This is a genomic window from Myxococcus eversor (assembly GCF_010894455.1).
Classification (GTDB): Bacteria; Myxococcota; Myxococcia; order Myxococcales; family Myxococcaceae; genus Myxococcus; species Myxococcus eversor.
Genome location: NZ_JAAIXY010000025.1, coordinates 24,155 through 50,261 on the forward strand (window position 1 = coordinate 24,155; position 26,107 = coordinate 50,261).

General features: G+C 68.0%; 22 protein-coding genes and 1 riboswitch. Of the genes, 12 read left to right on the forward strand and 10 right to left on the reverse strand.

Annotated elements, in window-relative coordinates; all coding sequences use genetic code 11:
- Positions 1-109: 109 nt before the first annotated feature.
- A complete protein-coding gene (locus tag G4D83_RS37740; protein ID WP_163869767.1) occupies positions 110-826 on the reverse strand; it encodes a porin family protein in 717 nt (238 codons plus the stop codon).
- Between the two features lie 212 nt (positions 827-1,038).
- Here G4D83_RS37740 and G4D83_RS37745 point away from each other — a divergent pair, with 212 nt between their 5' ends.
- The 6 genes from G4D83_RS37745 to sugE all read left to right on the forward strand — a co-directional run bounded on the left by G4D83_RS37745 (position 1,039) and on the right by sugE (position 7,133).
- Positions 1,039-2,790 carry a SulP family inorganic anion transporter gene (locus G4D83_RS37745; RefSeq protein ID WP_163869768.1) on the forward strand — a complete coding sequence of 584 codons (1,752 nt, stop codon included), beginning with the start codon at positions 1,039-1,041 and terminating at the stop codon, positions 2,788-2,790.
- 91 nt (positions 2,791-2,881) lie between these two features.
- The gene (locus G4D83_RS37750; RefSeq protein WP_163869769.1) at positions 2,882-3,952 is read left to right on the forward strand and encodes a putative zinc-binding metallopeptidase; all 1,071 of its coding nucleotides are present in this window, start codon (positions 2,882-2,884) and stop codon (positions 3,950-3,952) included.
- 2 nt (positions 3,953-3,954) lie between these two features.
- A complete protein-coding gene (locus tag G4D83_RS37755; protein WP_163869770.1) occupies positions 3,955-4,983 on the forward strand; it encodes a D-alanine--D-alanine ligase family protein in 1,029 nt (342 codons plus the stop codon).
- A 476-nt stretch (positions 4,984-5,459) separates the two neighbouring features.
- Entirely contained in the window at positions 5,460-5,873 is a 414-nt protein-coding gene (locus G4D83_RS46570; RefSeq protein WP_240357046.1) for a DUF6310 domain-containing protein, read from the forward strand.
- Entirely contained in the window at positions 5,870-6,628 is a 759-nt protein-coding gene (locus tag G4D83_RS37765; RefSeq protein ID WP_163869771.1) for a DUF5953 family protein, read from the forward strand. The genes G4D83_RS46570 and G4D83_RS37765 overlap by 4 nt, the downstream gene beginning before the upstream one ends.
- 102 nt (positions 6,629-6,730) lie before the next feature.
- Positions 6,731-6,788: riboswitch (guanidine-III (ykkC-III) riboswitch) on the forward strand.
- Positions 6,789-6,806: 18 nt separating this feature from the next.
- Positions 6,807-7,133, forward strand: coding sequence for a quaternary ammonium compound efflux SMR transporter SugE (sugE, locus tag G4D83_RS37770; RefSeq protein ID WP_163869772.1), 327 nt, complete (start codon positions 6,807-6,809; stop codon positions 7,131-7,133).
- Between the two features lie 9 nt (positions 7,134-7,142).
- Here the strand turns inward: sugE and G4D83_RS37775 are convergent, their stop codons facing one another.
- The gene (locus G4D83_RS37775) at positions 7,143-8,204 is read right to left on the reverse strand and encodes a hypothetical protein (protein ID WP_163869773.1); all 1,062 of its coding nucleotides are present in this window, start codon (positions 8,202-8,204) and stop codon (positions 7,143-7,145) included.
- A 198-nt stretch (positions 8,205-8,402) separates the two neighbouring features.
- Between G4D83_RS37775 and G4D83_RS37780 the strand changes: the two genes are divergently transcribed.
- From G4D83_RS37780 to G4D83_RS37790, 3 genes are all read left to right on the forward strand, one after another.
- Positions 8,403-9,761: an amidohydrolase gene (locus G4D83_RS37780; protein ID WP_163869774.1), complete on the forward strand. Its 1,359-nt coding sequence runs from the start codon at positions 8,403-8,405 to the stop codon at positions 9,759-9,761.
- Between the two features lie 115 nt (positions 9,762-9,876).
- Positions 9,877-10,176, forward strand: coding sequence for a hypothetical protein (locus G4D83_RS37785; protein ID WP_163869775.1), 300 nt, complete (start codon positions 9,877-9,879; stop codon positions 10,174-10,176).
- 281 nt (positions 10,177-10,457) lie between these two features.
- The gene (locus tag G4D83_RS37790; protein WP_163869776.1) at positions 10,458-11,990 is read left to right on the forward strand and encodes a methyl-accepting chemotaxis protein; all 1,533 of its coding nucleotides are present in this window, start codon (positions 10,458-10,460) and stop codon (positions 11,988-11,990) included.
- 29 nt (positions 11,991-12,019) lie between these two features.
- Here the strand turns inward: G4D83_RS37790 and G4D83_RS37795 are convergent, their stop codons facing one another.
- Positions 12,020-13,519: an MFS transporter gene (locus G4D83_RS37795; protein WP_163869777.1), complete on the reverse strand. Its 1,500-nt coding sequence runs from the start codon at positions 13,517-13,519 to the stop codon at positions 12,020-12,022.
- A 186-nt stretch (positions 13,520-13,705) separates the two neighbouring features.
- On the opposite strand from G4D83_RS37795, the gene G4D83_RS37800 reads away from it, so the two are divergent.
- From G4D83_RS37800 to G4D83_RS37810, 3 genes are read left to right on the forward strand one after another with little or no spacing between them, the layout of a single operon-like run.
- Positions 13,706-14,704 carry a polyprenyl synthetase family protein gene (locus tag G4D83_RS37800; protein ID WP_163869778.1) on the forward strand — a complete coding sequence of 333 codons (999 nt, stop codon included), beginning with the start codon at positions 13,706-13,708 and terminating at the stop codon, positions 14,702-14,704.
- Positions 14,701-15,294 carry a GbsR/MarR family transcriptional regulator gene (locus tag G4D83_RS37805; protein WP_163869779.1) on the forward strand — a complete coding sequence of 198 codons (594 nt, stop codon included), beginning with the start codon at positions 14,701-14,703 and terminating at the stop codon, positions 15,292-15,294. The genes G4D83_RS37800 and G4D83_RS37805 overlap by 4 nt, the downstream gene beginning before the upstream one ends.
- A gap of 10 nt (positions 15,295-15,304) precedes the next feature.
- Complete coding sequence (locus G4D83_RS37810; RefSeq protein ID WP_163869780.1) at positions 15,305-15,829, forward strand: gamma-glutamylcyclotransferase; 525 nt, start codon at positions 15,305-15,307, stop codon at positions 15,827-15,829.
- 43 nt (positions 15,830-15,872) lie between these two features.
- On the opposite strand, the gene G4D83_RS37815 is transcribed toward G4D83_RS37810, so the two are convergent.
- The 7 genes from G4D83_RS37815 to G4D83_RS37845 all read right to left on the reverse strand — a co-directional run bounded on the left by G4D83_RS37815 (position 15,873) and on the right by G4D83_RS37845 (position 25,911).
- Positions 15,873-16,457, reverse strand: coding sequence for an imm11 family protein (locus G4D83_RS37815; RefSeq protein ID WP_163869781.1), 585 nt, complete (start codon positions 16,455-16,457; stop codon positions 15,873-15,875).
- Positions 16,458-16,463: 6 nt separating this feature from the next.
- The gene (locus tag G4D83_RS37820) at positions 16,464-17,579 is read right to left on the reverse strand and encodes a PAAR-like domain-containing protein (protein WP_163869782.1); all 1,116 of its coding nucleotides are present in this window, start codon (positions 17,577-17,579) and stop codon (positions 16,464-16,466) included.
- A gap of 357 nt (positions 17,580-17,936) precedes the next feature.
- On the reverse strand, positions 17,937-18,146 hold the full coding sequence (locus G4D83_RS37825; RefSeq protein ID WP_163869783.1) for a hypothetical protein: 210 nt from the start codon (positions 18,144-18,146) through the stop codon (positions 17,937-17,939).
- A 564-nt stretch (positions 18,147-18,710) separates the two neighbouring features.
- Positions 18,711-20,915: a 1,4-alpha-glucan branching protein GlgB gene (gene glgB / locus G4D83_RS37830; RefSeq protein WP_163869784.1), complete on the reverse strand. Its 2,205-nt coding sequence runs from the start codon at positions 20,913-20,915 to the stop codon at positions 18,711-18,713.
- Positions 20,912-22,246: a maltokinase N-terminal cap-like domain-containing protein gene (locus G4D83_RS37835; RefSeq protein WP_163869785.1), complete on the reverse strand. Its 1,335-nt coding sequence runs from the start codon at positions 22,244-22,246 to the stop codon at positions 20,912-20,914. The genes glgB and G4D83_RS37835 overlap by 4 nt, the downstream gene beginning before the upstream one ends.
- Complete coding sequence (treS, locus tag G4D83_RS37840) at positions 22,243-23,901, reverse strand: maltose alpha-D-glucosyltransferase (RefSeq protein WP_163869786.1); 1,659 nt, start codon at positions 23,899-23,901, stop codon at positions 22,243-22,245. Before treS ends, G4D83_RS37835 begins: the two co-directional genes overlap by 4 nt.
- A 15-nt stretch (positions 23,902-23,916) precedes the next feature.
- The gene (locus tag G4D83_RS37845) at positions 23,917-25,911 is read right to left on the reverse strand and encodes an alpha-1,4-glucan--maltose-1-phosphate maltosyltransferase (protein ID WP_163869787.1); all 1,995 of its coding nucleotides are present in this window, start codon (positions 25,909-25,911) and stop codon (positions 23,917-23,919) included.
- Positions 25,912-26,107: the final 196 nt, after the last annotated feature.

Here is a 26,107-nt window from a genome sequence, read left to right on the forward strand (position 1 = left end):
GCGAGCGTCCCTCCAGGTTCCTGTTCCAGGGTAATGCGTGGCCCCCTCCTCGAAGGAGGAGCCCCGCGGGGAGCGGCGGGCAGCGGAGCCAGCGTCCGCCACCAAGGCGTCAGAAACGCAGGCCCAGGTTGATGGGGAGGTACTGGCCGTTCGCGCGGCGCGAGCCCGTGGGCGTCGAGTACTCAGGACCGAAGATGAAGTGGTAGCGCGCCTCCAGGTAGACGCGCATCGGTCCATAGACGCGGTAGGAGACACCGATGCCACCGTTCAACCCGAAGTCCGTCGTGCTGCGCGAGCCGACGAGGGTGTCCACCGGAACCAGCTCGCTGTCGCAGAAGAGCAGCCACGGGTCGCAGACGGGGACGAACTCCGCGCCGGCGAACTGGGTGACCTCCACCTTGCGGTAGTACAGACCCGGGCCACCGGTGATGTACACGCCGAACCGCCCGCGAGGCGCCAGGCCGAGGATCAGGTTGAGATCTCCGTACTGCATGATGTGGTCGCCGGAGAAGCTGGTGTCCGCGAGGAGGTCGCTCTTCAAGTCGTAATCGCTGTACTGGTACTCCGCGACGACGGCGATCCGCTCGGTGAAGTGATAGCCCGCGCCGAGCAGGAAGCTCCAGCCCGTCTTGAACCGGCTGTTGGTTTCGAAGGTCGGAAAGACGACGCCCAGCCCCAGGTTGAACGTGAAGCTGCCGGCCAGGGGCGGCTCTTCCTCGATGAAGCCCTCCGTGGCTTCGGCCGCCTGTCTCAACGTTCCTCCCAGGGCGGGCGGCGCGGCGAGCAGCATGGCCAACAGCGCGGATATGGCGAAGTAGCGAGACATGGAACCCCCTCCTGTCATGGTCGGCTGAAGCTGGGGACGCGGCGGCGCGTGGGCTCGGAGTGTCCCAGGCTCGCCGGACCCTGCCGGGCTCCTTTCCGTCAGCTCGCGAGCAGTGCTCGCCCGCGTGCCTGTCCCTCCCCGGCGGACCGTGCGGAGGACTCGCGGGCGATGCATCGTCAGCGCGCGGGTTCTCACCGGAGCGATGCCAGACGATGAAGCTCACGGCCACAATCGGATGGCGGAGCGCGCGCCGGTTCATCCCGGGCCTGCGCTGGGTGGAGGGCTACTCCAGGTCCTGGCTGCGTCCGGACCTGCTCTCCGCGGTGACGATTGGCGCCATGCTGGTGCCGCAAGGCCTGGCCTACGCGCAGATTGTCGGCGTCAGGCCCGCCGCCGGACTGTATGCGGGCGTCATCGCCATGCTGGCATATGCGCTGTTCGGTCCCTCCCGGCACCTGATGCTCGGCCCCGAGGCCGGCGCGGCCATCATCGCCGCGAGCGCGCTGGGCGGTGTCGCGGCGGGCGCGGACCCCGCGCGGTATGCCTCGCTCGCGGCGCTGCTGGCGATGATGGTGGGGCTCATCAGCCTCGCGGCGGGCCTGTTCAAGACGGGGGCGCTCGCGGACTTCCTCTCCAAGCCCATCCTCATCGGCTACACCAACGGCGCGGCGCTCATCATCATCGGCAGTCAGCTCGCGCGGATGTTCGGCCTGGAGCGCAAGGCCAATGACTTTCCCGGCCAGTTGGTGGAAGTGGGCCAGGGCTTGAGCCGGACGCATGTGCCCACGCTGCTGCTCGGGCTGGGCATCGTCTTCGTCCTGGTGCTGCTGCGGCGCTTCCTGCCGAAATTGCCCGGGCCGCTCATCCTCGTGGTGCTCACCACCGTGCTCGCCTCGGTGTTCCAGCTCCAGCATGGGGGCGTGAAGGTCGTCGGGCCCATCGCCGCCGCGCCGCCGTCCCTGGGGCTGCCCTCGGTGGGCTTCGCGGATGTCCGGGCGTTGCTCCCGGCCGCGCTGAGCCTCGCGCTGGTCAACTACGCCAGTTCCGTGCTCGCCGGCCGCCTCTACGCGGACAAGCATGGCTATCGCCTGGACGGCAACCAGGAGCTGCTCGGGCAGGCCGCCGCGAACCTGGCCAACGCCTTCACGCAGGGCTTTCCGGTGACGGGCAGCGACTCGCGCACCGCCGTCAATGACGCCATGGGCGGCAAGTCGCAGTTGGTGGGCGTCATCGCCGCCGTGCTGGTCGCCGTGTTCGCGATCTTCTTCACGCCGCTGCTCCAGAGCCTCCCGCTGGTGACGCTCGGGGGCATCGTCATCGTCGCGGCCGTGTACCTGATGGACCTGGGCGCCATCGCCAGGCTGTGGCGGGTGCGGCGCGTGGAGGCGGCGCTCGCGGTGGCGACCACGCTGGGCGTGCTGGTGCTCGGCATCCTGCAGGGCATCCTCATCGCCGTGGCGCTGGCGCTGGGGGACCTCATCCGTCGCGCGGCGCACCCTCACGACGCGGTCCTCGGCGAGCGCGAGGGCATCCCGGGCTGGCACGACGTCTCCCGCCATGCGGGCACGCACACGCTGCCAGGGCTCCTCGTCTATCGCTTCGACGCGCCGATGTTCTTCGCCAATGCCCGCCACCTCCGGGAGCAGCTGCGCGCGTTGGTCGCGGAGGCGTCGCCGCCAGTGCGCGAGGTGGTGCTGGACGCGAGCGCCGTGTTCGACCTGGACATCACCGCCGCGGAGGGACTGGAGAAGCTCCGCCACGAACTGGAAGAGGAGGGCATCGTCCTGGTCATCGCCGATGCGAACGCGCCGCTGCGGGGAATGCTGCGGCGCACGGGGATGATGGAGCGGCTGGGCGAGGAGAACGTCTACCTCACCGTCGAGGCCGCGGTGGCCCGCTTCCAGCGACGTGGCGAAGACGTGCTCCCCAGCGTCGAGCCGCCGTCGTCACCGGCTCCGCATTGACGGGCGACACGGCGGGGCCTTGGCTGGCTGCCCGCTGTGCGGGTGCCCCGGGCTGCCCGCCTGGCGCGGGGCTTCCTATCTAGAAGAGGGCATGTGGACTCCTCCCTCCCATCCCGCCTTTCCCCTGCGCGAGAAGCACCCGGCCCAGCAGGGCGATGGACGTGGCGGACTTCCTGCCCGGCGCGAGCAGCTCCTCCAGGCCCGCATCAAGGATTTGTCGCTGCGGCTGGCGGGGACGCCGTTGGAGCGGCACATCGACCAGCTCCACGCGGAGCTGGAGGCGCGAGGCATCTCCTTCAAGCCCCAGTGCTACCTGTCCGACGAGTGGGGCTGTCCCTCCGGCGTGCCCGTCATCGGCGTGCCGTTCTACCTGGCGGACCCGGACCTGCACTCCATCGAGGCGGAGCTGGGCGGCAGCGTGGAGACGGAGGGGGAGATCCTCATGTACCTGCGCCACGAGGCCGGGCACGCCTTCAACTACGCCTACCAGCTCTACGAGACGGAGGAGTGGCGCAAGGTGTTCGGCGACTACTCGCGGCCATACCGGGACGACTACAAGGCGCGGCCCTTCTCCCGGCGCTACGTCCACCACATCGCGGGCTGGTACGCGCAGAAGCACCCGGACGAGGACTTCGCGGAGACGTTCGCGGTGTGGCTCACGCCTGACAGCGACTGGCGCAAGCGCTACCAGGGCTGGGGGGCGCTGCGGAAGCTCCAGTACGTGGAGGAGACGGTGGCGCGGCTGGGCCGCACGCCGCCGCTCGTGCGGTTGGCGCAGCCGGACCTGACGACGGAGGAGATGGAGGGCACGGTGCTCGACCACTACCGTCAGCGGGAGCTGGACGAGAAGGTGGACCTGGAGCTGCGCGACGCGTTCGACCAGTTCCTGGAGGACATCTTCGAGGGGCCCGGCGTGGCGCCCGTGCGCGCGGAGACGCTGGTGCGCGCCGAGCGGCAGCGGCTCCTGTCGAGCGTGGGCCACTACACGGGCGTCAGCCCGAGCGTGGTGCGCGCGCTGCTGGACCACCTGGGAGACAGGACCGCGTCCCTGGGGCTCACGCTTCATCCCGATGACAGCCGGGAGGCCGCGCTGCGCATCGCCTCGCTCGTGACGGCGCTGGCGATGAACCACCTCTACACCGACCGCTTCTTCGAGGAGTGAACATGGCCCCTGGCCCCTGGCGTATCGCGGTCCTCCATTATCAGCCCAAGGGAGAGCCGCCGGACCCTGTGATGGGGCAGGTGTGCTCGGCGCTCCAGGAGGGGGGACATGAGACGGTGGCCATCGGCGTGGACGAGAGCGTCTCCGACCTGGTCCGCCAGGTGGGCCGCTGCCGCGCCGACCTGGTCTTCAACATCTGCGAGACATTCGCGGATGACTACCGGCTGGAGGTCAACGTCGCGGCGATGCTGGAGCTGGCGCGCGTGCCCTTCACGGGCTCGGGAACGGCGGGGTTGTTGCTGGCGCAGGACAAGATCCTCACCAAGCAGTTGCTCCAGTACCACGGGGTGCTCACGCCAAGGTTCGCCACGTTCGACGGGGCTTCGTTGCAGACGAGTGGGGACTTGCGCTTCCCGGTGGTGGTGAAGCCGGCGCGCTCGGATGCGTCGTTGGGCCTGGGCGTGGAGAAGGACCTGGAGGGGCTGGCGCGGCGGGTGCGGAGGATTCGAGAGGAGTTCGGCGACGAGGCGCTCGCGGAGGAGTTCATCGAGGGGCGCGAGTTGTACGTGGGCGTGCTCGGAGACCCCACGCGGCCGGAAGTCCTGCCGGTGGTGGAGCTGGATTTCGGCAAGAAGTGGAGCCGCAAGCGGATGAAGATCGCCAACCGGGAGGTGAAGTTCGGCCCGGAGACGGCGGGCAGCCCGAGGCTGGTGTTGCCCACGGACTTGTCGGACGAGTTGCTCGGGCGCATCTCCCGCGCCGCCATCACCGCGTTCCGCGCGCTCAAGCTGAGCGACTACGCGCGCATTGATTTCAGGGTGTCCAGTGGGACGAAGGACCCGTTCCTGCTGGAGGTGAATCCGAATCCCTACCTGGAGGCGCAGTGCGAGGTGGCGCTCGGTGCGAGGGAGCGGGGGCTGTCCTATCCGGCGCTCATCCGTCGCATCGCCGACACCGCGATGCAGCGGCAGGTGGCTCCGCGCACGAAGGTGACGCCGGTGACGGAGACGCCGTCCGTGTCACAGGGGTGAGGGGACTCCTGGGCTGCTGCCCATGGTGGATGACGGCAATCGTGATTGGGGCGCACTTTGACTCCTACTTGCCGGGCTACGCCCAAACTGTAGGGAAGGCCCAGTTGGGCACGGCAAGGTGCTATTGAAGGAGCGTCGGCGCGGCTCGGCCCCTTCTTCGATGAAAGCAAGTGGAGTGAACTTCCGACTTCGCAGCGCGCTCGGCCAGGTAGTTGCGGTTGCCGGAGTCGTAGCTGGGTGCGCGACCTCTCAGGAGGCGCCTGCGCCCTACGCTTGGGCGCCTCTGCGCCCACCCGCTGTGCCCGGCACGGGCCTACCCACCCCTGGTCAAGCCGGGGCAGGTTCGCCCCCAACCCCTGCCACAGAGCCCGCACAAGCGCGTGTTGCCACCCACCCAGGAGCCGGGGCTTTGGGCCGGAGACGCTCCTCGGGGCTCACAAGAACCGGAGGCGGACCCTTCGCCGGAGAGGTCCAACGTGAACAGGAAGGGCCCGCCTGCCCCGGTGACGGAGGAGCACCGCCGTTCTGAGTGTGAGCCCAGCCCGGTGCCGCATGCTGGCGAGGATGATCCGCATGACGAATGCGCCGACACGTTTCCGCCCAACCGTTATCCCGGAATGGACGTACGCGTTGGCGGTGTGAGCTTTGATGCGCTTCAAGTGGGCGTGCGTGTGTTGTGGGAGATCAAGACCCACCGATTCGACACGTATAATCATTTCATCCGGCGGATGACGGTCCTGGAGCAATTGCCGTTGCTCAAGGTGGAGCGGGACGTCGCTGAGACATGTGGCTATGGATTCGTCGTTGGGGTGAGCACCCAAGGGCACAAAGACGCGTTGCTCGAACAGGAGCCTACCCTCAATATCGTCGTGACCGGGTGCAAGCGATGACCAAGCAGAGAACCCTCATCCATATCGTCTTCGCGCCTGCGCTCGTGGGCAACGACGGTCGCACGCTCGCAGTCGTCCACGGAATCGAACGGGCGCACTCAGATGTTCGCTTGGAGTGGAAGCTGTCAGAGGCGGGGCGGCCTATCGCGTTGCCGCAACGTAATGAGTGGCTCGCTGAGGCGGCGGTGCGCGGAGAGTTCCCACTGCTGTGCAACGGCGACGAGCGTTATCCGGTGACGGTTTATGGATTGCAGACATCCGGGCGTCAATCGCCGGGCGGCCAGCCGTTGCTCGATATCCACGTGGAGCTGCCGCTAGATGCGGCCAGCATCGAGGCCGCGGCGGATTCGCTGGAAGGCGTTGCGGAAGGCGCACGCGCGTTCTGGGGGCGGGTGTTGCCAGACGGAGTGGCGCCGGAGATAGCGAAACAGTTTCGCCACTCGATGGAGCTGCCGCATGTCCCCCCCCGAGGGCTCCCTGCATTGAACCTTCCCAAGCACCTCCGCTCGCCTGAGATTCCCCATTATCTCGGGTGGCTGAACTACTGGTCGGCGGCCACCGCGGAGGCCATCGGGTTCCCGGACCCAGCCCGCGACGCAGCGCTCCTCTCTCGGGCGCGGCGCACTGCGACGGGCGGGTGGGTCGTTCGGCTGACAGAGACGCCGCTCGACCTCGACAACCCCTTACACCTGGAGGCGCTCTTGCACGCCTACGAACGCTTCCCCGAGATTGGCGGGCGCGTGCCCGCGCGCTGAGTTCGAAGCATCAGCGAGTGAGCGGGAATCGCGGGGGACTCAAGGTCGTTGAAGCCAGAGGGGCGAGGCGCTATAGACCTCGCCGTCCGCGGGACCCAGGGTGGGTTTCCGCGGGCCCGGACGAGGTGCGCCGTACCCGGTCACGACAAGACGACGCTCATCTCAGGAGTCGTACGTCATGGCGTGGATCATTCTCGTCATCGCGGGGCTGCTCGAGGTGTGCTGGGCCATTGGCCTCAAGTACACCGAGGGCTTCACCCGTCTTGTCCCCAGCGTCCTCACGGGCGTGGCCATCGTCGCCAGCATGTTCCTGCTGTCCACTGCCGCGAAGACGTTGCCCATCGGCACGGCCTACGCGGTGTGGGTGGGCATCGGAGCGCTCGGCGCGGCGGTGCTGGGCGTGGTGCTCTTCCATGAGCCCATCTCCCCGCTGCGCATCGTCTTCCTCGCCATGCTGCTGGTCGCCATCATCGGCCTGAAGGCCACCAGCGGCGCGGGGCACTGAGGGCAGTGCTCACCAGATATAGCGGAGGATGATCTCTCCGTAGCTCAGGGACGGCTCGCCGGATTCGAGCTCCCGTCCCCGTGAACCCAGGCCTGGGCGCGGCTCACCGTTGAAGGTCCTCACCGCGCCGAGGCCGAGCTGGAGGTTGGGGCGGCCGGAGTAGTAGATGCCCAGCGCCGCCGTGCTGTCCTTCAGCGTCCGGTTGTCCTGGTCCACCCGTTCCTGGAACCCCGTGCGGAAGACGTACTCGCCCATCACCGCCAGCGGCACCGCCGTCACCGGGTAGATGTCCAATGTCGCGGCGACCGACAGGAAGACCCGGAGCGACTTCGTCTTCTGCTCGAACCGGTCTCCCAGGACGCTGTCGAAGGGGCGGCGCGTCTGCCACGCGTATTCCGCCGCCCCCGAGGCCTGGATCGAGAACATCTTGCCGAAGGACTGCGCCACGTAGAGCCCACCGTGGGCGCTGGACTCCTTCCGGGGCACGAAGAGGAACTGGCCCAGGTCCCCATCGATGATGTTCCCCACCGTCACCTGGGGCGTGCCGACGATGGCGTTGACCAGCGGGAGCAGGGTGATCTCCCGCCCCCGGTTGTAGCCATAGTGCGCTCGGAACGAGAGCTGCGTGCCGCTCGTGTCGCTGCGAAAGATTCTCACCACGCCCCCCAACTGTCCGAGGAGGTCCGCGGTGGCGCCCGAGGCCAGCAACCCATCCGCGTTGGTGCCGGTGATGATCTCCGCCCTGGCGTAGCCCGTGAAACCGAGCCAGTCGGTGATGCCCAGGCTCAGGTCCAGCGTCTGCTGGACGCCAGTGAGCAGGACGTCCAGCGGCTCCAAATCGTTCACCGGGACGTTCGGGACGTCATAGCGCGCGAGGCCTTCCCGGATGCCGACGTTGGTGGTGACGAACGCGCTCTGCTGGAGGATGGGAAACAGGAACGTGTGCCCCTTGAGCTGGCGGGAGCGCGCGCCGCACGGCTGCGTGCACGCCTCGCCCTCCTTGGACTCGGCCAGCGCGGGGCTCGCGAGGAGGCTCAACAACACACCCAGACTCAAGATGGTGGTCTTCATCTGGGGCAACGTGGGGAACTCAGCCACTCGCGACCATTGCCCCCGCGCGCGCGGTGAGCGTCGCGGCGAGGACAGCGAAGCGGCGCACGCACGCAGGCCCGTTGGTCCACGGACATTGGTGTCATGACGCCGCCATCAGCGCCCTCCCGTTGGCCGGGAGAGGGACATCTTCCCCGCCGCTATCGGGGAGGATGTGGAATGGAAGTATCAGAGACCTTGCAACGGACCGAGCCCACGCACGCCTGGCGTCCCAATCTGACGCTCGCACACGAGCAGCTCGCTCCGAGGTTGGAGGCGTTCTATCGGGATCTGCACGCGCACCCCGAGCTGTCCATGCAGGAGCAACAGACCGCGGCCAAGGTGGCGAAGTGGTTGGAGCGCAGCGGCTTCGAAGTGACGACTGGAGTCGGCGAACACGGCGTCGTCGGGGTGCTGAAGAACGGCCCCGGTCCCACCGTGCTGCTGCGCGCGGACATGGACGCGCTGCCCGTGGAGGAGAAGACCGGCCGCCCCGACGCGAGCCACGTGCGCGTGAAGGACGCTCACGGCGGGACGGTGCCGGTGATGCACGCGTGCGGACATGACGTCCACATCACCTGCCTGATGGGCGTGGCGGAGCTGCTGGCCCACTCGCGCCACCACTGGCGCGGCACGCTGATGATGGTGGCCCAGCCCGCGGAGGAGACGCTTCAGGGCGCGCGGGCCATGCTGAAGGACGGGCTCTATGAGCGCTTCGGCAAGCCCGACGTGGCGCTCGCCCAGCATGTGGCTCCGCTGGAGGTCGGACTCGTGGGGCACCATCCCGGTGCCAACATGATGGCCTCCGCCAGCGTGCGCGTGCGCATCTTCGGCAAAGGCGGGCACGGCTCGCAGCCCCACACCGCGGTGGACCCCGTCGTCATCGCCGCGTATCTGGTGACACGGCTGCAGACCATCGTCTCTCGCGAGGTGGACGTCACGCGCGGCGGCGCGGTGATCACCGTGGGCAGCATCCACGCGGGCTCCCGCTCCAATGTCATCCCCGACGAGGCGGTGCTGGAGCTGTCGGTGCGCACCCCGACGGATGCCCTCCAGAAGCAGTTGCTCGAGGCCATCACCCGCATGGCGAAAGCAGAGTGTGAAGCGGGGCGCTCACCCAAGCCGCCCGACATCGAGGTGCTGAACCACACACGGGTGATGGTGAACGACGACTCCTACTTCACCCGGGTCCGTGCCGCGCACGAGGCCTGGTTCGGCGCCGAGCGCATCATCGACACGGGCCTGGCCAGCGGCAGCGAGGACTTTCCCTTCTTCGACGGGCGCACGTCCGCCGAGGACTCGCGGGCCGAGGTGCCGCTCGTCTACTGGTTCTTCGGGGGCACATCTCACGAAGCGTGGAAGCGGGCGTCGGGCAAGACGCTCTGGGACAAGTTCCAGGGCCTGCCGTCGAACCACTCGCCGTACTTCGACCCCTCGGTCGACTGCCTGCGCTTCGGCTGCGAGACGCTGCTGCTCGCCGCCCTGGCGTGCCTGGACGAAGAGCCTGGCAAGGAGTCGAAGCCCGCGGGGCTGCACTGAAAAGAGAAGGGGGGGCCGGCTGACGTTTCTACAGGGACGCAAGCAGTCCCGGCGCCAACCGTCCGGTTTTCTTCAAAGGGGTGGTGGCGCGCGGCCTGCAGTAGGCCACCACCCCATGAGGTCCCAGAGGAACACCCATCGACCCTGCACCGTGGAGATCTCCGCGGCGGCCTGGAACCAGGTCGCCCGGCTCTCCCAGGAATGCTACCGCGCCATCCAGGCCCGGCTGGAATGCGTGGCCTCGCTGGGCGCGACGACCCAGGCAAAGCCCGCCACCTTCCAGGTAGAGGACCTGAGGGTCCACTACGTCGTCGACGCGCGGCGCCGGCTCGTCACGCTGCTGGAGATCACCCGCGAGCGCGGGGCCACCACGAAGGGCGCCTCGCGCCCGACGACGACGCGGGCCCCGGGCTGAAGGGCCCCGTTGCTCACGCGGCGGCGCGCGGCCCTGCTCCACCAGCGCCTCCGTCACATGTGACGGGTCTCCTTGGCCGGCCATGGTTCAAGGGTGATGACGCGGTAGTTTTCTGACAACTCACGCACCCGGCGCTCCCTCGTGAAAAGAGAGGAATTGGGGTGCGGACGGACCCTTGCTTCAAAGTGTGTCGTCATGAGTTCGTCTGTGGGGTTGCGGCTTTTCCTGTCACGTGTCCAGAATGGCCGCGCCGCGTTCGCCCTGCATTCCCTCGTGCTCGGATGCGAATCTCACTCTCCCAAAAAATCATCCTCGCGCCGCTCGTCGTGGCGCTGTTCTTCGCCCTGCTCTCGGTGGGGTACACGATTCCTCGGCTTCGCGAGGCCTTCGAGGAGCAAGGCCATTCGATGAGCGCGGCGGTGCCGACGGCGCTCGCCTCGGCGATGGCGGATCTGCTGCGCAATCGCGAGCAGTCCGAGGTGCAGCCGACGTTGGACGCCGTGGCCCGAGAAGGCTCGCTGGCGTACGTGGCGCTGGTGGACCCGAAGGGCGCGCTGGTGGCCGTGTCGGGACGCCACGCGCAGAGCTTGCGCGACCACGCCTCCGAGCTGGTCGTCACGAAGGAGGGCACGCCCCTTCAGGCCGAGGACGTGGAGCTGCTGGACATGGGCGCGCAGGTGCCCGGCGGACTGGGCTCCGTGCACGTGGGCTTCAATCGCACGGAGGCCCGGGGCCACATCGATGGAATCGTGAGCGGCATGCGCCTCGTGCTGCTGGGGGCGCTGGTGGTGTTGATGGCGCTGGCGTGGCTCATCAGCCGTCGCATCGTCGCTCCGCTCATCGCGCTCACCGGCGCGGTGATGCGCATCGCCGAGCATGGGGACCTGCGTGAGCCGGTGCACATCGCCACGCAGGACGAGGTCGGGGACCTGGCGCGCGCGGTGGGCATCCTGGTGGGCAAGCTCAAGGACCTCCTGCACCAGCTCCACTCGTCCACGGAGCTGCTCAGCGACTCGGTGATGGGACTCAACGAGTCCGCGAACGAGCAGAACCAGATGGTCTCCCGCCAGGCCGCCGCGGTCCAGGAGACGCAGGTGACGGCGCAGGAGATCCGCCAGACGGCGCTCATGGCGTCCAGCTCCGCGCAGTCCGTCATCGAGGTGGCGGAGCGCGCGGAGGCGCTGGGCAAGTCCGGCGAGGACGCCGTCGCCGCGAGCATCGACGGCATGGTGGACCTGCGCTCGCAGGTGGAGCAGATCACCGTGCGCATCATGTCGCTGAGCGAGCGCACGCAGCAGATTGGTGGAATCACGGAGACGGTGAAGGACCTGGCGGACCAGTCGCACCTCCTGGCGGTGAACGCGGCGATTGAAGCGGCGCGCTCCGGTGAGCATGGCAAGGGCTTCGCGGTGGTGGCGCGGGAGATTCGCGCCCTGGCGGACCAGTCCATCCGAGCCACGAACCAGGTGCGGAAGATCCTCTCCGACATCGGCGAGGCCATCGCCGGCACGGTGCAGATCACCGCCGAGGGGACTCAGCGGATGGAGGCGGGACTGATGCAGGCGCGCGCGTCCGGGGACACGCTGCGCCAGCTCACCACCATCGTCCAGGACAGCACCGCGGCCGCGCGTCAGATCGCCCAGACGGTGAACCAGCAGGCCACGGGCATCGAGCAGATCTTCACCGCCGTCAACGAGCTGAACGCATTGATGGGAGACACGGTGAAGCGCATCTCCAACACGAACGACTCCGCGGTGTCCCTGAAGCTGCTCTCCGAAAGGGTGGCCGAGGTCGTTCGAGCCTACCGGGTCTGAGGCCCGGCGGCTCGGGCTCGGCCGGGGCTTCAGCCCGGGCGGTGGCTCTCCGTGCTCGGCGGCGCCAGCACCCGCGTGGCGCGCGGCAGCAGCCGGGACAGGAGCGCGCTGACCGACGTCACGGGGTGCGCACCGGGCTCGGGCAGGCGCGTGGCGAGCATGCCGGCTCCGAGCCGCGCCACCGACGACAGGACGAAGAGGACGTGCAGGTTCACCCAGGGCATGCCGCCGAGGATGAACTGCTCGGGCAGGGCGGAGGCGATGGCGCCTCCCAGCGCGGCGGCGAGGGAGTAGGCAAGGCCTCCCGCCGTGGCGAAGGCGGCGAGGTAGAAGGGCCGGCCCTTGCGCGGCGCCACGCTGAGCGGCAGCGCGAAGATGGCCAGGCCGTGGCCACTCCACAGCGCGCCGGCGAGCAGCACGTCGAAGAGCAGCGGCCATAGCGTTCCCGCCGACGGCAAGAGCCACAGCGCGGGAATCACGCCGATGCCCAGCGAGCACGCCAGCAGCACCGGCTGCGCGCCCACCTTGTCGATGACCTTCCCCCACAGTGGCGCGGTGAGGATGCGCACCCCGGCGACGGCCGCGGCATGCAGCGCCATGATGACGAAGGTCATCTTGAGGTTCTGCAGGCTGTGCAGCGCGAAGAACGGCGCGGACACGCCCACCGCCGCGTTCCAGGCGACCTGGTAGGTGAGCACGCGCCGCGCCAGCGGGTCCTTCAGCGGCACCAGCGCGCCCCTCAACTCCAGCGGGGGCGTGGTGCCCGGTGGCGCGGGGTCATGCTGGCTGGCCATCAGCAGCGTCGTCACCACCCCCATGACGCAGGCGCCCAGCGCCAGCAGGGGCAGGGCCACGCCCAGTCCCTCGGCGGGACGCAGCCGGTCCATCAGCAGCCCCGCGCCGAGTGACGCCAGGGTGCCCGAAAGGGTGGTGAGCGCGGTGCGCCGTCCGAAGAAGCGTCCGCGCACCGCGCGCGGCACCAGCTCCCCCATCCACGCCACCCACGCGTTGTTGCCCACCACGCCCAGCACCGCCGAGGCCCCCGCGACGACGAGCAGCAGGTGCTGCCGCGCCGCCAGCTCCAGGTCCAACCAGGGCAGGAGCGCCAGCGGGAACATCACCAGTCGCGACAGGCACACCGCCGTGAGCGCCACGCGCCGGTGGCCGAAGGCGGACGTCAGCCACGCGGCCGGGAACTGCACGAACTGGGCGAGGAACGGCAGCGCCGTCATCACTCCCACCAGCAGCGGGCCCAGCCCCAGGGCGATGGCCCACGCCGTCAGCACGGTGGCGCCCGCGCAGGCGGTGAAGACCTCCGTGAACATGCCCTCCACCACGGATGCGCCCAGCGTCGCGCGCAGCCTCTTGGCGGGCATGTGCGAGGGGACGTCCGGGCTGTCCGCCGGGGGCGCACCCAGGAGGGGCGCGGCCGAGCCGGGCAGCGACGAGCCCGGACGGAAGAGGGGCACGGCGGAGGCGAGCGAGGCGAAGCTGCTCAGGACGTAGCGACGAAAGGCAGCGGTGCTCATCGAGGGGCGCTTTCGTCTGTCGCACGGCTCCCCCAGGGGCCTCAATCCGACCTCGTCCCCCCTCTGGCCGCCTGCTCGGACCCCGGGCGAGTCCGGCCGCCCGCCCCCCTGGCCGGAGGGGGCGCTGGATTCAGGTGCAGTTCAAGCGGTCTTGAACTATATGAACGTCCGAGGAGAACGGCGCACATGGAACTGGCTCGGGAGCTCACGGACTTTCTGGCGGCGGTGGAGCAGCGGCTCGACAGCACGCTGGTGGATGGCAACGCCGGTCCGGACGTGAAGGGCGACACGCTGATGGAAGCGGCCCGGCACCTCTGCGTGGGCACTGGCGGCAAGCGCGCGCGTCCCATGCTGGTGCGGTTGTTCGGCGGCGCGGTGGGTGTGGCGCCGGAGCGGCTGGTGGACGTGGCGGTGGCGGCGGAGCTCATCCACTCGGCGAGCCTGCTGCATGACGACGTGGTGGACGCGGGCATGTTCCGCCGGGGCCGCCCGACAGTGAATGCGCGCTGGGGCAACATCGTGGCGGTGATGAGCGGCGACCTCATCCTGTCCACCGGCCTTCACCACCTGGCGCAGCTCGACTCCCGGTTGACCTTGTCGGCGCTGTCGGTCGTCTCCGAGATGACCCGCGCGGCCATCGCCGAGGTGGAGGCGCGCGGGGATTTGGACCTTCCGATGAACCGGCTGCGCTTCATCGCCGAGGGCAAGACGGGCTCGCTGTTCGGCTGGTGCGGGCACGCGGCGGCGACGCTGGCGAACCTTCCGGAGGCGGTGGACCGCTTCGACGGCTTCGGCCGTCACCTGGGCGTGGCGTTCCAGATCGCCGACGACATCCGCGACATCCTGGGCACGGACGTGGGCAAGCCGCGGTACGCGGACGTGCACTCGCGCACCCCGTCGATGCCCATCCTGCTGGCGGTGGCCAAGGACGAGAGCCTGCGGCGCAAGCTGAAGGACGCGTGGGCCTTCTCCACGATCACTCCCGACCGCACGAAGGAGATTGGCGCCGCGATTGAAGCCACCGGCGCGGTGGAGGCGTCCATGGCGCGGATGAACGTGGAGATTGAAGCGGCGTTGGACAAGCTGGGCCACTTCGCCCACGAGCCCGCGGGTGCGGAGCTGGTGGGCTGGGCGCGCAAGCTGTCGGCGGGAATCGCGGAGCAAGTCCAGGGGCGGGCCGCATGAAGGGCTACCTGTGGACGGGGGGACACGGGAGTCCGAGCAACCCGGATGCGCCGGTCATCGAGGGCCGGCTCGCGCCGTGGGAAGCCATCGCGGTGGACGCGGTGGGCAATGTCATCGAGTTCTGGGGCTTCAAGCGCAACCAGGGCCGGGTGTGGGCGCTCCTGTACCTGCGGGGCGAGCCGCTGACGGCGGGTGAAATCGAGCGCGAGCTGGATTTGTCCAAGGGCGGCGTCTCCATGCTGCTGCGCGACTTGGAGCGCTGGGGCGTCATCCAGCGGGTGCGGCTGCCGCAGGACACGGTCTGGCGCTACGGCGCGGAGACGGACCTGGTGCGGATGGTGCGGCACGTCATCGAGGAGCGCGAGGCGGGCTTCGTGGCGCGCATCCGCGCGGACCTGTCCGAGGCGAGGCGGCTGGCGGAGGTGGCGGGCACGGTTCCAAGCGAGCGGCTGGAGCGGCTGGAGAAGATGGCCACGCTGGCGGAGCACGTGGAGCGGGCGCTGCGGCTGTTCATCAAGACGTCGCGGCTGGACGTGTCCGGGGTGCTGGCGGTGTTCCGGGACGGCGCCTCGCGGCGGAACGAGCGGTAGGGGAAGTCACATGGATTCGCATTACGACATGGTGATGAAGGCCCGTGAGGGCGCGGACCCGAACGCGAAGCGGCTGTACTTCGCGTACTCCACCATCCTGGACCGGGCGGCGTTCGACGAGTGGAAGCAGCAGCACTCGTATGGGTTCTTCGAGCTGCCGGAAGGGCGGCTGGCGGAGGCGGTGGACGTGGACCTGGTCTACGACTTCCCGTCGCGCTGGTGGGGCGGGCGGGTGGCGGGGCTGGCGGATGCGACGGGAGGCCAGGTGTTCGGGCGCCTCTTCGAGATCCAGGGCCAGGACTGGCCCATCGTCCAGCACAAGGAAGGCTTCGTGACGGGCATGTGCGTGGAGCGCACGGTGAAGGTGCTCGTGGACGGGCAGGAGGTGGAGGCCACGGCCTTCGTCACCAACCCGAGGCGCGCGGCGCAGGACGGCCCGGTGAGCCCTCGCTTCGTGGAGGCGCTCGTGCGGGGCGCCCAGGCGGCCGGACTGCCCCCGGACTACGTGGAGCGGCTGAAGCGCGGCGGGGCCTGAGGGTGAGGGCCTCTTTCGTGGGGCTCGCCTCCATGGAGCAGGCTCAAGGCCGGAAGTCGGCTGAGTCATCCCAGTCCGCCACAGGGAAGAAGCGGACGCCCTCCGGTGGTGGCTGGACACCCAGCACCGCCTCGACGACAGAGCGGTGAAAGAGCCGCACGCCGAGGTCTTCCTTCAGGGCGAAGACCAGGCGCGCTCTCTCCGGGACGGCCCTCAACACATTCGAATCGAGGACGAGCTTCTCGATTCCCAGCACCTCGCCATCGGGGTCGATGGAGAACCGCGACAGGCCGCGGTCCATGCACGCAATCTCTTGATGGGTGTGCAGGAGCCAGTAGCGGAGCACGGCGCCGTTCGGCATGCGGACATCCGCCGGCACGAGCTGTGAGCCGGAAATCGCGAGACGTTCCAGGACCTCCTTCACGCGGCCAGAGAAGACAGGGTCCGGCAGGCTGTGATGGTCCACCATGGAAGGAGAAGCGGGCACCGGATCGCCCAGTCTCAACCGGACGGGCTGCGTCGCGGCAACGGGAGTCCCCCGACGGAACTCCCACGGGTCCTGGTCCCACTCGAGTAACGGGTGGGCGGGGGTGTTCGCGCGGCTGATGACGAAGTAGTCGCCTTGCATCGGGGTTCATCCTCCGGGAGATAGCGTGCGCGACGTCAAGACGTGCCTTTGACTGGGGTGTCGGATGTCGTGGCGCCGGCCCCTGCTGCACGCTCTTCGCGCCTCCTTGGCCGGAATACTGGTGGCGTCCCCACAGCCGACGCCACTGGGCGCGTAGTCTCGCCCGTCGGCGGTCAGCGCCCACTCGAATGCAGCCACCTTCTTCAGAATCTCGGCACTGGTCGCATCGAGTTGCTCGGCGAGCTTCGTGGGTTCCTTGCAGTAGGCCCCGCGCGCGGCTTTGCTCTCGTAGCGGATGAGCATCTTCTTGACCGCGCCGACATAGGCGAGGTCGGCGCTGCCATCGACCATGCCGAGAGAGTGGTTGGAGCGGTGGAGTGGCGCCATCACCTGACACGCCACATTCATCCGAGCCGGCAGCATGACCCCATTCTGCTTGCGGTCGATGTCATAGCCAAAGAGTCGGCAGAGCTTCGCCCAGGTGACGGTGTTCATCGCTTCGCAGCAGATGATGTGATGGGCTTGAAGTGATGACTCACCCGTGTACCAGGGATGAGCATGCTTTGAACCCCCTTTGAAGATGTTCTTGCCGAGCGTCCGGGAGTTGCCGATGTTCTTGCCCATCTTCGGGGTGACGCCTGGATGGGTTGTTGCCTGGCAGTGCGGGCATTTCGGCAAGTCAGGATCAGCCGCTTGTCCGGGGGATGGGACGCTCGCAACGTCTTGGACTATCGGAAAGGGCGGGACGTTCCTGTCGTTGAGGGTGAAGAGGTCAAAGTTCCGAACGACGTTTGCACCATTGATGCGAACATCGAATGAGAAGTTCACAGGCTGGGCCGCACCCTTGTTGGTGCCCGACGCAACGCCACCCAGGGTCCCCGCCTCGTTGCCAGTGGAAGATGCTAGCGAGGAGTTGGAAAGGCACACCGGAGCGTCGCCAATGGTGACGCTGGTCGAACCCTTCGCCAGGTCGCTGGCCTCGGCCGTATTGGTGAACGGGGTCAACTGAGGTCCCGCGGGAGTCGGGACCTGGCAGAAGTCGGGCATGCCCATGACCCTGCCGCCACTCTTCGCGGTGACCACGGTCATCCCGTTGACCAGGACCTTGTTCTTGCCAGCCACCCGAGCACCTCTACGTTCATCCTTCGAGAGGGCTGCCTTGGGTACCGTGCCATTTCGGGCGAGGGTGCCTAGGTTGTTCCGCCCATGTTCTTCTTCTTCTCGAACCGGCTGGGCTGCCTGGGCAGCATCCTCGTTTCCGTGGTGCTGAGTGCGCTGCTCTATTTCCTCTTCATGCGTGCCTAGCCCGGGGCGTTCGCATGGCGAATGGTTGCCATGCGCATGCCCTCGCCTCCAGCGACTCTCATCCGACCGTTTCCCGGTTGACGTGGGAAGCATCGACGGGTGAGCACAGCGGAGCGGTGTCTCGCCCGCTGAACCGAGGACGAGGTCTGCTCGCTGACACCCGTCTCGCGGCGGTCACGGCTTGCCGTGCCAGAGGTCCGTCTCGTCCTCGTCCTCCAGCGGATGGACGGTGACGACAGTCCCGTCCTTGTCAGGAGTGCTCCGGGTGGCCTCGGCTTCGGCCGGGGTGTGAGGGGCACGTTCCGAAAAGCTGTCGCCCTGGAGCTGCCGCTGGCGTTGCTCGCTGGTGCTGCCATATCCCTCGGCGATCTTCTTTCGGGCCATCGCGCTTTCCTCTCGCTGGGGTGTCGTCCCATACGGTGGGGGCCGCCGAGGAGGTCCGCAATGCATGCTCCCGTCGCCGCGTCAGACCCGTCACGGGTGGCCTGGAGGGGGAGCGAGCGCCGGGCTCCATCGTTCAGATCTCCCTGCGATCTCAGAGGTCGTGCCTACATGAACGAAACATCAGCGCTTTTCACCCCCCGGCTCGGTCCAGATTGTCCAAAAATCATCAGGGGTTGAGCCCATTTCGGCCTGATAACGCGGGCTTGAAGATGACTGAACGCCTCATCAGTGAGTCGGAAAGCGCCTCCAGGACTCGAGGCCAGTCGATCACTCGGCGATCGGCCTTGCGAGAAATCCCGTGCCCACATGCTCCGATGATCAGTGGTTTTTCGCCCCTGGAACCCAGGCGTTTCGCCCTTGGGCACAGGAGCGCACGAGGCCCATGCCTACATGGCTGGATGTTCAGTGGTTTTCAGGGGTGGCCGCGACGGCTCGCGACGAAAAACCAACACAATCACAGACATTTCGAGGCGCCTGTGATTGTGTCTCATGTCTTGTTTGTCTTCAGCCCGGCGTGAACCACAATACAGACAGCGGGGGCAGGGTGACCAGCGCGGAAGCCGGCTGTCCATCCCAGCCCGTGGCCTCCGTGTGGAGCTGACCCATGTTCCCCGCGTTGGAGCCGCCATACTCGCCTGCGTCGGAGTTGAGGATCTCCACGTAGTGGGTGTGCAGCGGGAAGCCCACGCGGTAGTTCTCGCGCACGGTGGGGGAGAGGTTGGCCACGCAGACGACGTGGCGCCCCGGCTGCCGTGAGCGCCGGATGAAGGCCAGCACGTTCGACGACGCGGAGTCCGGCTGGAGCCACTGGAAGCCCACCGGCTCGCTGTCCGCGTCGTGCAGCGCGGGCAGTTCCTTGTAGACGTGGTTCAGCTTCGCCACGAGGCGCTGGATGCCCTGATGTCCCGGGTCCTGCGTCAGATGCCAGTCCAGGCTCTTGTCGTGGTTCCACTCGGACGGCTGGCCGAACTCACCGCCCATGAAGAGCAGCTTCTTGCCCGGGTGCGCCCACATCCACGCGAACAGCGAGCGCAGGTTCGCGCGCTTCTGCCACGGGTCTCCCGGCATGCGCCCGTACAAGCTGCCCTTGCCGTGCACCACCTCGTCATGGCTCAGCGGCAACATGAAGTGCTCGCTGAACGCGTACAGCAGGCCGAACGTGAGCTGGTTGTGGTGGTACTGCCGGTAGATGGGGTCCTTGGAGAAGTACGACAGCGTGTCGTGCATCCACCCCATGTTCCACTTGAAGTGGAAGCCCAGGCCGCCCTCGCTCACGGGCGAGGAGACCTTGGGCCACGCGGTGGACTCCTCGGCGATGACCACGACGCCCGGATGCTTGCGGCGCACCGTCTCATTCAGCTCGCGCAGGAACTGGATGGCCTCCTCGTTCTCCCGGCCACCCCAGCGGTTGGGAATCCACTCGCCCTGCTTGCGGCTGTAGTCGAGGTAGAGCATCGACGCCACCGCGTCCACGCGCAGGCCATCGATGTGGTACTCCTCAATCCAGAACAGCGCGTTGGCGATGAGGAAGTTGCGGACCTCGTTGCGGCCGAAGTTGAAGACCAGCGTGCCCCAGTCCGGCTGCGCGCCCTTGCGAGGGTCCGCATGCTCATACAACGCCGTTCCGTCGAACTCGCCCAGCGCGGCGGAATCCCGGGGGAAGTGGCCGGGCACCCAGTCGACGATGACGCCGATGCCCTCCTGGTGCAGGTGGTCCACCAGGAAGCGGAAGTCGTCCGGATGGCCGAAGCGCGCGGTGGGCGCGTAGTAGCCACTGACCTGGTAACCCCACGAACCACCGTAGGGATGCTCCGACACGGGCAGAAGCTCCACGTGCGTGAAGCCCATGTGCTTGACGTACTCGGCCAGCGCGGGCCCCAGCTCGCGGTACGTCATGGGGCGATCGCCGTCCTCCACCACGCGGCGCCAACTCCCCAGGTGCACCTCGTACACGCTCCATGGCTGGTGCGTGACGTCGGACTTCTTCGTGCGCGTCTCCAGCCACGCGCCATCACCCCAGCCGTAGCGTCCCAGGTCATGCACCACGGACGCGGTGGCCGGGGGCACTTCGGTGCGGAAGGCGAACGGGTCCGACTTCAGCACGCGAGGACCGCCCTGGCCGGGGCGAATCTCGAACTTGTAGCGCGCGCCTTCGCCCACCTCCGGAACGAACAGCTCCCAGATGCCCGACGCGCCCATGCGCCGCATCGAGTGCAGCCGGCCATCCCAGCTGTTGAAGTCGCCGACGACGGAGACTCCCGCCGCCGTGGGCGCCCACACCGCGAAGGACACGCCTCGCGTGCCGTTGTGGTGGAGGAGGTGCGCGCCCATGCGCTCCCAGAGCCGCTCGTGGCGTCCCTCACCCGCGTAGTACAGGTCCATCTCCCCGAGCGTGGGAAGGAAGCTGTACGGGTCTCTCAGCGTGAAGACGCGCTTGCCGGGGTACTCCACCTCCAAGAGATATCCGAAGGTCTTGTCCCGTCCGTTGATGCGGGCCTCGAAGACGCCGTCCTGGCGGTGCGTCATCGGGACGCGGCCTCCGAACTCGGGGAGGACGTGGATGGCCACGGCGTCAGGACGGAAGGCGCGGACCACCACGCCGTCGCCGTCCGGATGGATGCCGAGCACGGAGTGGGGCTCCGGGTGCCGCAGCTCCACCACGCGCCGCAGCTCCGCGTCGACCTGCATCTTTTCCGCGGGCTTCCTCACTGGGACTCCTCCATCCGCAAGAGGGCCTCGACGGGGATGCGCACCCAGTCAGGCCGGTTCTGCATCTCATACCTCACTTCGTACAGGAGCTTCTCCAGCTCGAACGCGCGCAACATCGTGTCGAATGCCGCGGCGTCCGTGGGAAGGAAGGCCGCCCCCTGGGTCGCCTTGCGATATCCCTCCAGGAATGCCGCCCGGCTGGGCCCCACGCGCCCGCGCGGCGTGCCGCCCTCCAGCGCCACCGTGGCCTCCGCGTAGTCGAACGAGCGAATCATCCCCGCCACGTCTCGCAGCGGGCTGTACTTCTCCCGCCGCGACGTGAAGCTGCGCGCCGGCTCACCCTCGAAGTCGAAGATGAGCCATTGGTTGTTGGCCCGCAGCACCTGGCCCAGGTGCAGGTCGCCGTGGATGCGGATCTTCTGTCCGGACGGCGCCACCTGGGCCAGCCGCTTCGCGTACTCGATGAGCCCCTCGCGGCGCCCCTCCAGGTCCGGATGGAGCCGGCCCGCCTCCGCCAGCGTCACCCCCAGCTCGCCGACGATGGACGCGCTCCAGCGCTGGAGGTCCTCCTGCAGCAACGGCTCCGGCGCGAAGGCCGCGTCGTCCATGGGCGCCGAGCCGAAGGCCAGGTGCAGGTCTCCCAGCCGCCCGCCCAACTCCTCCATCTCCTCCAGGAAGCGGTCGCCCACCGGCCGCGCCTGGCGCAGCCTGTCCAACGTGTACTTCCACCCATCCACCGCGTCGGGGATGAAGCGGTGCGCCAGCGCGAGCGTCGCTCCGGCGGCGCCCTCCAGCCTCAGCGCGCCCAGCAGGGCGGGGGTGGCCCGGAACGTCGTCCGCGTGGCCAGGAAGCGCCCCACCTCGTGCTCGGGGTTCACCCCGGCCTCCAGCTTGCGGATGATCTTCACGATGACCTTCTCGCCCAGCACGATGGAGGTGTTGCTCTGCTCCACCATCAACCGGCGCACCGTGAGCGGCGAGGGCAGGCCCAAGAGGCCCTCGGGCCCGGCGATCCATTCCCCCACGATGCGGCCCGAAGCGGAGGGGAGCTGGGCGCCGTCACGGATGAGGTCGAACAGGGCGCGAATGCAGCCGTCGTCCTCCAGCGCGTCCCGGATTCCATCCGACGAGGGCTTCACCGGCAGCAGGTAGCGCTCGGGTTGGCCCAGCTCGTAGGCGACCTCCACCACGGCCAGCGACAGGTTGCACGGCGAGGCGTCCAGGTTGGCGTGGTCCACCACGCTGACCTGTTTGATGGGCCAGGCCTTCCCGGCGAACCAGCGCTGACTCTTGAGGTACTCCGGCAGCTTCGTCAGGTCCAAGGTCGTCACGCGCGGCTTCCTCCTCCCGGCAGCGGCTTGTCCAGCCGAAACCACAAGAACATGTAGGGGCCCATCGACAGTTGATAGGGCAGGTCACTGATTCGAGGGAAGGGCGTCTCGCCAATCATCTCGACGGGCACCATGCCCTCCCAGTCTCGCAAGTCCATCACCGCGGGCTGCGCGAAGCGGGACAGGTTGCATACCACCAGCACCGTCTGGCCTTCCCACTCCCGCACGAAGGCCATCACCTTGCGGTTCTCCATGGGAAGGAAGCGCTGCGTTCCCAAGGAGAAGACGGGGTAGCGCTGGCGGATGCGAATCATCCGCTTCACCCAGTGCAGGAGGCTGGACTTCACCCGCTCCTGCGCCTCCACGTTGATGGACTGGTAGCCATAGACGGGGTCCGCGATGACGGGCGCGTACAGGCGCGCGTAGTCCGCCCGGCTGAAGCCCGCGTTGCGGTCTCCCGTCCACTGCATGGGCGTGCGCACGCCGTTGCGGTCGCCCAGGTAGATGTTGTCCCCCATGCCAATCTCGTCGCCGTAGTACAGGACGGGCGTGCCGGGCAGGGTGAAGAGCAGGCTGTGCATCAGCTCGATTCGCCGGCGCCCGTTGTCCATCAGCGGCGCGAGCCGGCGACGGATGCCCAGGTTGATGCGCATCCGAGGGTCCGTGGCGTACTCCCGGTACATGTAGTCCCGGTCCTCGTCCGTCACCATCTCCAGCGTCAGCTCATCGTGATTGCGCAGGAAGAGGGCCCACTGACACGTGTCGGGGATATCCGGCGTCTGCTGCATGATTTCGACGATGGGCGTGCGGTCCTCGCGGCGGATGGCCATGAACAGGCGCGGCATCACCGGGAAGTGGAAGCCCATGTTGAACTCGTCGCCGTCGCCGAAATAGACGCGCACGTCGGCGGGCCACTGGTTGGCCTCCGCCAGCAGCATCTTCCCGGGGTACTCGGCGTCGATGGTCTTCCGCAGGCGCTTGAGGAAGGCGTGCGTCTCCGGAAGGTTCTCGCAGTTGGTGCCCTCGCGCTCGAACAGGTACGGCACCGCGTCGCAGCGGAAGCCGTCCACGCCCATGTTCAGCCAGAAGCGCATGGCGTCCAGCATCGCCTCCTGCACCTGAGGGTTGTCGTAGTTCAGGTCCGGCTGGTGGCTGAAGAAGCGGTGCCAGAAGTACTGCTTGGCCACCGGATCCCACGTCCAGTTGGAGCGCTCGGTGTCCGTGAAGATGATGCGCGCGCCCTTGTACTTCTCGTCCGTGTCGCTCCAGACGTACCAGTCGCGCTTGGGGCTCTTCGGATCGCTCCGCGCCTCCTGGAACCAGGGGTGCTGGTCGCTGGTGTGGTTGACCACCAGCTCGGTGATGATGCGGATGCCGCGCTTGTGGGCCTCCTCCACCATCCGCTGGAAGTCGGCCAGCGTGCCGTAGTCCGGGTGGACGCCGTAGTAGTCCGCGATGTCGTAGCCGTCATCGCGCAGCGGAGAAGGGTAGTGGGGGAGGATCCACAGGCAGTCGACGCCCAGGTCCTGGAGGTATGGGAGCTTTTCAATCAGGCCCGGGATGTCGCCATGCCCGTCGCCGTTGGCGTCGTGGAACGCTCGGAGGTGCAGCTCGTAGATGAGGGCCTTCTTGTACCAGAGGGGATCCAGGTCCATACGCCTCTCGGGTTGTCACTCGTAGTAGTCGAACGCGTGCTCGGTACGGCGGAAGCGGTAGACGGCCCACACGGCCGCGGGCTGCTCGGGAGTCAGGCGCACCTGGACGTCGGAGCCCTGCCACAACGAGCGCTCGTCCTTCATCAGCTCGTGCACCTGATAGGTCTCATCGGCGTTCGCGCCAAGCCATTCCAGCGGAAGTCGCAACAGCGCCTCCTGCGGCGAGTATGGATCCAGACTCACCGCCACCAGCACCGTGCTGGTGCCGTCCGGAGTGCGCTTGCCGTAGAAGAGGACCCGCTCGTTGTCCGACTCGAAGAAACGCAGCGTGTCGTAGGTGTGGAACGCGGGCTGGGTGAGGCGCGCGTTGTTGAGGCGAGCAATCCAGTCCCGGATGTTCCCCGGTCGGTCCGGGTCCCACGCGACGAGCTGGTACTTCTCCGAGTCCAGGTACTCCTCCTTGCCGGGCAACGGGCGGCCCTCGCACAGCTCGAAGCCGCAATACATCCCGTAGACCGAGGAGAGCGTCGCGGCAAGCGCCGCGCGCAGCCGGAACGCACCGGGCCCCGCGTTCTGCAAGAGCTCCGGAAGAATGTCCGGCGTGTTGGGCCAGAGGTTGCCGCGGAAGTAGTCGGACACCGGCGGAGTGGTGATCTCCTCCAGGTACTCCTGGAGCTCGCCCTTGAAGTTGCGCCACGTGAAGTACGTGTACGACTGGGTGAAGCCCACCTTCGCCAGCGCCTTCATCACCTTGGGGCGGGTGAAGGCCTCGGAGAGGAAGAGCACGTCGGGGTGGCGGTCCTGCACGCGGCGGATGAGCCACTCCCAGAACTGGATGGGCTTGGTGTGGGGATTGTCCACGCGGAAGGTCCGCACGCCCTGCTGCACCCAGTGCAACACGACGGACTCCAGCTCCGTCCACAGCGCCTCTCGCGCGGGGCCCATCCAGTCGAAGTTGACGATGTCCTCGTAGCGCTTGGGCGGGTTCTCCGCCGTCTTGATGGTTCCATCCGGACGGCGCTGGAACCACTCCGGATGCTCCTTCACATAAGGGTGGTCCGGAGAGCACTGGTACGCGAGGTCCAACGCCACCTCGATGCCGTACGACTGCGCGGCCTGCACGAAGTGACGGAAGTCCGCCAGCGTGCCCAGGCTCGGGTGCACCGCCTTGTGTCCACCCTCCGCGGCGCCGATGGCCCACGGGCTGCCCACGTCCTCCGGGCCCGCCTTGAGGCTGTTGTTCTTCCCCTTGCGCGCGGTGCGGCCAATGGGGTGGATGGGAGGCAGGTAGATGACGTCGAAGCCCAGGCCCTGGACGTAGGGCAGCCACGCCTCCGAGTCCTGGAACGTCCCATGCGTGCGGCCATCGCGCTTCGCGGAGCGGGGGAAGAACTCGTACCACGCGCCGAAGCGCGCCTTGGGCCGGTCCGCGAAGACCTCCAGCGCCGGCTCGTGCCGCCGCGCCAGCGCGCGGTCCGGATACGTGGAGGCCACCGTCGCCAGCTCCGGCGCCAGCGCCACGGCCAGCAGGTCCGGCGTCGGAGGCTGACGCATCCGCACCGCGGCCTCGGTGAGCACTCGCGCGTCGTCCGCGTCCACCGTTCGAGCACGGGCCGCCGCGCCCTCCAGCAGCGCCGCGCCCTCCAGCAGCTCGCTGCGCACATCCCGGCCCGCGTCGACCTTGCGCTTCAGCTCCGATGTCCACGTCCGGAAGAGATCCGGCCAGGCTTCAATCGTGTACTGGTAGCGGCCATTCCGGGCGAGGGGGAACTCCGCCTCCCAGACGTCGTTGCCGAGCGGGCGCATGGGGACTTCGCGCCAGTCGGTCTGCTGCTCCTGTGGGGAAGCCTGACGCCAGCGGACGACGGCGACCAGGACGTCATGGCCCTCCTTGAAGATGTCGGCGCGGACGGTGAGGCTCTCTCCGGCGACGCGCTTGACGGCGTGGCGCCCGCCGTCGAGCTGGGGCTTGATTCCCTCGATGAACACGCTCCCGATTCGGTCTTTCATATCGGCTCGCGGCCCTTATAGGTCTGAGGTGGGGTGAAGCTGGGCGGCGTGTCGCGGGGTGCGTTGATGAAGGACGACTTGCGCGTCGGCCGCGTTGGCTCGTGAACGTTAGGGATGGCGTTCGGGGACGCCCACCCATTGGCCTCAAAGGGGCTGACTGCCCGGCTGCCCATACATGAAGCTGGGATCCGCACCT